The organism is Pedobacter cryoconitis (assembly GCF_003259615.1).
GTDB classification, from domain to species: Bacteria; Bacteroidota; Bacteroidia; order Sphingobacteriales; family Sphingobacteriaceae; genus Pedobacter; species Pedobacter cryoconitis.
The window spans coordinates 1-5,054 of the sequence record NZ_QLLR01000060.1 but is presented as its reverse complement, the minus strand read 5'-3'; the positions used below and the strand labels follow the sequence as shown (position 1 = coordinate 5,054).

The window sequence follows — 5,054 nt, the reverse complement described above, 5'->3', positions numbered from 1 at the left end:
GGGAGGCTCCCTGCTTAAAAAAAAGAAGTACTTGTCTTACTTTATGCATACTAAGTGGTTTATTGGCCATTTGCAAGGGTTTAGTTTGTTTAAACTAAACCTATGAATATGCCAGGTAAACTCTGCTTAGTGGTGTACTTTGCCCCGGAATCCAGTGGTGTACTTTGTGTCGGAATGTCAGTCCTTGCAAACTTCAATGATCGAAGGTAAAATGGTGTACTTTCCATCGGAATCATCAATACACTAAATCCTAATTAGTGGTGTAATATGGCTCGGAATGGTGGTGTACTTTGCCGCGGAATGGTGGTGTAGTATACCTCGGAATATCCAAAAAATACATTTTACATCGATTGCGCAGCAGCATGAGGTGTTGAATATAGTGAAACCTAAGCATCCCCTATTTAGTATTTTAAGATTTGAAGATCTTGCAAATATTGAACATGAACAGCGTATCAAGTTAGTTTCCGATTTTTATCAGGTCACCTTAAAAAAGGATTGTAAGTGTAAGCTTAAATATGGGCAGACTTTATATGATTTTGACGAAGGAATAGTATCTTTTTTTTCACCTAAACAGCTATTTATCAAAGAACCAGAAGATATAATTTCTAATAAGGGCTGGTTATTATTGATCCATCCAGAATTTTTGAGGGGTTATCCGTTAAGCCAGAAAATTAAAACTTATGGCTTTTGGAATTATGCGGTTAATGAGGCGCTGATACTTTCTGAGGAGGAAGAAAGATCGATGTTCCAGATTTTCGAACAGATTTACAGGGAATACCATTTACCTTTAGACAATTTTAGCCAGGAGGTAATTATCTCCAATATCGATCTTTTACTCACGTATTCCAACCGCTATTATACCAGGCAATTCGTTACCAGAAAAACAAGTCAAATTGATCTTTTAGTACAAGCAGAAAATTTACTGGATAAGCATTTTAATGATCCTGCGGAGAAAGGTTTACCTAAGGCAAGGTACCTGGCTTCAGGACTAAATTTATCCATCAAATATTTAAACGATTGTATTAAACAACTTACCGGCCAAACAACCCAGCAGCTCATCCATGAAAAACTAATAGAACATATTAAAGATGTATTGACTTCAACAGAACTTTCGGTTAGTGAAATCGCTTATTTGATAGGTTTCGAATATCCGCAGGCATTGAATAAATTGTTTAAGAGCAAGACGAAGCAAACGCCGATAGAGTATCGTCAGTCGTTTAACTAACAGTTCACGCTCCTCAATATTTCTATATTAATTAACTAATCAAAAAAAGAAAAAGCGCTCTAATGATACTTTTTTAGTTGTCTGCAATGTTCAAATCTACAAGGCTTTTGTTGATCGTTTCTTTAAATTCATTTTTATACAGATTTTCTCTATTTTCTGTCCTGAATACATAAAGTTCTGTTGCCAATTCAAAAACCGGCCAGCAAATTGCAAATACATAATACCAGTCCTCCAAGTTCACATTTTCTGATAGTTCTTTTTTGGCACCTAAATTCTGTCTGTAAATTTTTCCGGCAACATGAGACATGTGAGTGTACTGAGATAATAACAAATAATTGATATACTTTCTTTCCTGCTCTAAGGATTTTAACATTTCACGCATATTGGGAAGCTTAGGAATACCGTATCCTTTTTCTACAAGTAGTTTTGAAAGATCATTCTTAAAATTATTCATCGATAAACGTATATTCTCTTCTTTCTCCGTCGAGGAATTACTTTTCTTTTTAAGTTCTTTGATCCACCTGTCCCAAAATTCACATTCGGTACTGAGCTGTGCTATATATCGGCTTTCATTGTCAAAAACGTCTGGTGGGTGCAGAATCCAGGAAACTTTTATCAAAGTTTCAAATAGACTTCTGGTTAAAATAAGTGCACTCTGAATATAGACCAGATCTTTTCTGGCCAATTCAATAATGCTTTCTAAAATCCTTATAGAATGAACAATATTTAACAAACATTCGATCTCAAATTCGTATTTGCCAAAATGCTCATTATTCAGGGACTCCAAAAAATCGGTTATTCCCTGATCGATAAGATTACAGATAGTAATTATATTTTCTGTAGGTGCAAAGATTGTAGGCATAAGCTTTTAGTTACGATTGGTTAATGGGTTGTAATTACAATATTAGCAAAATATCCCAGGCATACTAGTCCCATGATATATTGTACCAGAATCCATACCGTCAAACCAATACTGGAGGCTTTAATATTGAATTATGCTGCATATTACACTCAATTTCAGGACTTTAATCTCTCCTGTTAACGTCGAATATTTCAGGCTGCGTAAAGCGCCGAAATCCACAACAACAAATTAAAAACCATATCATTTTAGTCTTGTTATAATTTGCTCATCAACCTTTTATAATATGTTAACTATCATTCCTAATTTACCCAGTCATGTATTCGGTGTGCGTGCAAATGGAAAAGTCACTGAAGATGACTTAAAGCAAGTGTTATTACCCGGGCTGGAAGCTTTAAGTGAGCGCTATAAAGAAATTTATTATCTCCTTGTACTGGAGACTGATGTTCAGAATTTCACAGCCGGAGCCTGGATTCAAGACCTTTTCGCAGGTGTTAAACACCTCACCCAGTGGAAAAAAATGGCTATAGTCACCGAGCAGAAATCTGTAGAAACATTCACAGATATTTTTAGTTATGTAAGCCCTGGAGAAGCTAAAGGTTATGAATTGTCGGAATTACCACAGGCTATCAACTGGTTAAAACAGAAATAACTTTAAACCTATAATTATGAGCTATAAAAAATTAATCAAAAGTGTTATACATGCCCATCAGGATAATAGTTTAAGTGCCTTTGCGCTAGTGGCCGGATTAGCAGCAGGTGCTGCAATAGCTGTGTTATTTGCGCCCAGATCGGGAAGTAAGTCTAGAAAATTATTACTGGAAAAACTTAATCTGACGCAAAAGCAAGAGCCTCATCACGAGCTGAAAGATCGGTTGTTAACTGATCTGCGTGAAACTACACGTAAACATGCAGATCATTTACAAGGACCAGAAAAGAAACGAAAAGACCCAACCGAGATTAAAGTTCCTTCAGCAGGGACAACTGCCTGGAAAAACAAATCAGTAACAGAAAGATCATCAAAGGTGGTTAAGTAATCTTTACTCAGGATCACTTTCTTCTTTTGCAATTTCTTCCAGTTCTTTAAAATTAGTATCTATCGGGTTTGCTTTTAAAAGCTTCGCAAAAAAAGTAAGATTACCGATCATATAACGCAGGGTGGAATTGGTATAAAAATATCTTTCTCCCCCTGCTTCCACATAGTTTTTGTCTCCTCCGGCTAAACCAACCCAATAGGCATTTACATTGGGTGGAATGGTAAAGCCAAGTTCCTGCATGGACCAAAGTAACTGAGCTGCACAGGAATGTGCCCCATCCTCATTACCTGTGATTAAACATCCGCCAACTTTATTGTAAGAAAAATATTGTCCGGTCTTGTCATCAGTAAATCCATCCTCGTGAAAGATAGCATCCAGACGTTCAATTATCCGCTGTGCTGTGGAAGCCAAATGTCCCATCCATACAGGTGATGCAATTATAAAAATATCACATGCTTTGATCTTTTCCAGTATCAAAATCCATTCGTCTCCTTCTCCTGCGTCGGTCACATTTCCTGGCTTAATGTTATAATCAACAATGCGGAGGATTTCTGTTTGTGAACCTTTTTCTTCGAGCTGAGCAGCTGCCTTTTTGATAAGCGCATCTGTATTGGAGAATGCAGGTGATGGTTTTAGCGTACAGTTAATAATCAATGCTTTCATATTTCGTGTTTAAGGATATTCCCGGAGTTAACACACTTGCTAAAACATTGTTTTGTAATAGTGATAACTCTTTCCTCAGACAAGGTCTCTACATTTTTTTTATCGTATTGGATCTATAGGGTATTGTGTTATGCTATTTCGAGTTTCAATTGGAAGAAATTATTTTATAACTAACATTATCATTCAAGTGAAAATAATAATATTAATAATAAAATATGTTTATACTTGAATAAATTTATTAATATTTACATCTTCTATTATGCAAACACGTAAAAACATCGATAAACCATTTACGTACTACCCATGGTATATTTTGAATCAATATAATAATTCGCTTTCATCCAATTTCGATGGTAGAGATATAGTTGTTTGCGGAATTTATAAGGATAATAAGCGTAGTAATTATAACGGATTTTACTATGATGATTTGATAGGGCACAATTCAGATGAAGGTATACGTATCAAGATCGGCGATATTTTAAAAGCATCACTGGTTTCTGGACAGTATTATGAACTTAATGGTTTTTTAGAGAGAGGTAATGTAAAGGATTCAAATTTACCTTTAATCTTTAATGTGGCTGAAATAGTCGGTCATGATAAACTAATCAGCAAAATATCGGAATCGGATTTTGATTTGATAAAATCTAAATTTGAGTCCGGTTTGGCCGACATACGTTCCGCTATACGGACACAATTGAGAGAGAATAAATATCCTAAAATTGTAATTATTACGGGGAACGATTCAATTGTTGACAAAGATTTTTTTAGCGCTCTGGGTAGTGAAAATAAAGATCGTTACAAAATAATTTTCCAGAAGACAAATATTAGCTCTCGGACGGAAATTATATACTTATTTGATCAATTGGAAATTAAAGCAGATAATTATTTAGTTTTCATGAGGGGTGGTGGTAGCGGAATTGATGTTTTTGAACATAAAGAGCTTTGTAAAAAAGTCCTGGAGTTGAATGTCCTGGAATTGCAACATTAAAGTTGACATTTAGTTAAGCGGCAATATTTTGTTTATTTAAGTTTCTACCAAATTCTTCTGGGGACAAGTACCCCAGTGTAGAATGTAATCTTTTACGGTTATACCAAGTCTCTATATATTCAAAAACGATGAGTGCTGCCTGCTCTTTGTCTGTGAACTTATGCTGATACACACATTCAGCTTTGAGCGTCTTGAAGAAGCTCTCCGCTACTGCGTTGTCCCAGCAATTTCCTTTTCTGCTCATGCTTCTGATGATCAAAGGATTTTTTTCCAGTAAGCATC

At 35.6% G+C, this 5,054-nt stretch carries 7 protein-coding genes; 4 read left to right on the top strand and 3 right to left on the bottom strand.

Going from position 1 to position 5,054, the window contains the following annotated elements; translation table 11 throughout:
• Nucleotides 1-277 precede the first annotated feature (277 nt).
• Nucleotides 278-1,225 (top strand): helix-turn-helix domain-containing protein, encoded by a 948-nt coding sequence (locus LY11_RS26235; RefSeq protein ID WP_111636532.1) that lies wholly within the window; start codon nt 278-280, stop codon nt 1,223-1,225.
• A gap of 73 nt (nt 1,226-1,298) precedes the next feature.
• On the opposite strand, the gene LY11_RS26230 is transcribed toward LY11_RS26235, so the two are convergent.
• A complete protein-coding gene (locus tag LY11_RS26230; RefSeq protein ID WP_111636531.1) occupies nt 1,299-2,087 on the bottom strand; it encodes a DUF5677 domain-containing protein in 789 nt (262 codons plus the stop codon).
• A 283-nt stretch (nt 2,088-2,370) separates the two neighbouring features.
• On the opposite strand from LY11_RS26230, the gene LY11_RS26225 reads away from it, so the two are divergent.
• Nucleotides 2,371-2,736 (top strand): SpoIIAA family protein, encoded by a 366-nt coding sequence (locus tag LY11_RS26225; protein WP_111636530.1) that lies wholly within the window; start codon nt 2,371-2,373, stop codon nt 2,734-2,736.
• A 16-nt stretch (nt 2,737-2,752) separates the two neighbouring features.
• Nucleotides 2,753-3,121: a YtxH domain-containing protein gene (locus tag LY11_RS26220; RefSeq protein WP_111636529.1), complete on the top strand. Its 369-nt coding sequence runs from the start codon at nt 2,753-2,755 to the stop codon at nt 3,119-3,121.
• A gap of 3 nt (nt 3,122-3,124) precedes the next feature.
• Here the strand turns inward: LY11_RS26220 and LY11_RS26215 are convergent, their stop codons facing one another.
• On the bottom strand, nt 3,125-3,784 hold the full coding sequence (locus LY11_RS26215) for a flavodoxin family protein (RefSeq protein ID WP_111636528.1): 660 nt from the start codon (nt 3,782-3,784) through the stop codon (nt 3,125-3,127).
• 259 nt (nt 3,785-4,043) lie between these two features.
• Between LY11_RS26215 and LY11_RS26210 the strand changes: the two genes are divergently transcribed.
• On the top strand, nt 4,044-4,772 hold the full coding sequence (locus LY11_RS26210) for a hypothetical protein (protein ID WP_111636527.1): 729 nt from the start codon (nt 4,044-4,046) through the stop codon (nt 4,770-4,772).
• Between the two features lie 13 nt (nt 4,773-4,785).
• Here LY11_RS26210 and LY11_RS26205 read toward each other — a convergent pair.
• On the bottom strand, nt 4,786-5,054 hold a 269-nt coding region (locus tag LY11_RS26205; protein ID WP_146610946.1), incomplete at its 5' end, for an IS3 family transposase.

Coding starts and splice junctions, on each gene's coding strand:
- LY11_RS26235 (WP_111636532.1), top strand. CDS start 278: ATGGTGGTGTACTTTGCCGCGGAATGGTGGTGTAGTATACCTCGGAAT.
- LY11_RS26230 (WP_111636531.1), bottom strand. CDS start 2,087: ATGCCTACAATCTTTGCACCTACAGAAAATATAATTACTATCTGTAAT.
- LY11_RS26225 (WP_111636530.1), top strand. CDS start 2,371: ATGTTAACTATCATTCCTAATTTACCCAGTCATGTATTCGGTGTGCGT.
- LY11_RS26220 (WP_111636529.1), top strand. CDS start 2,753: ATGAGCTATAAAAAATTAATCAAAAGTGTTATACATGCCCATCAGGAT.
- LY11_RS26215 (WP_111636528.1), bottom strand. CDS start 3,784: ATGAAAGCATTGATTATTAACTGTACGCTAAAACCATCACCTGCATTC.
- LY11_RS26210 (WP_111636527.1), top strand. CDS start 4,044: ATGCAAACACGTAAAAACATCGATAAACCATTTACGTACTACCCATGG.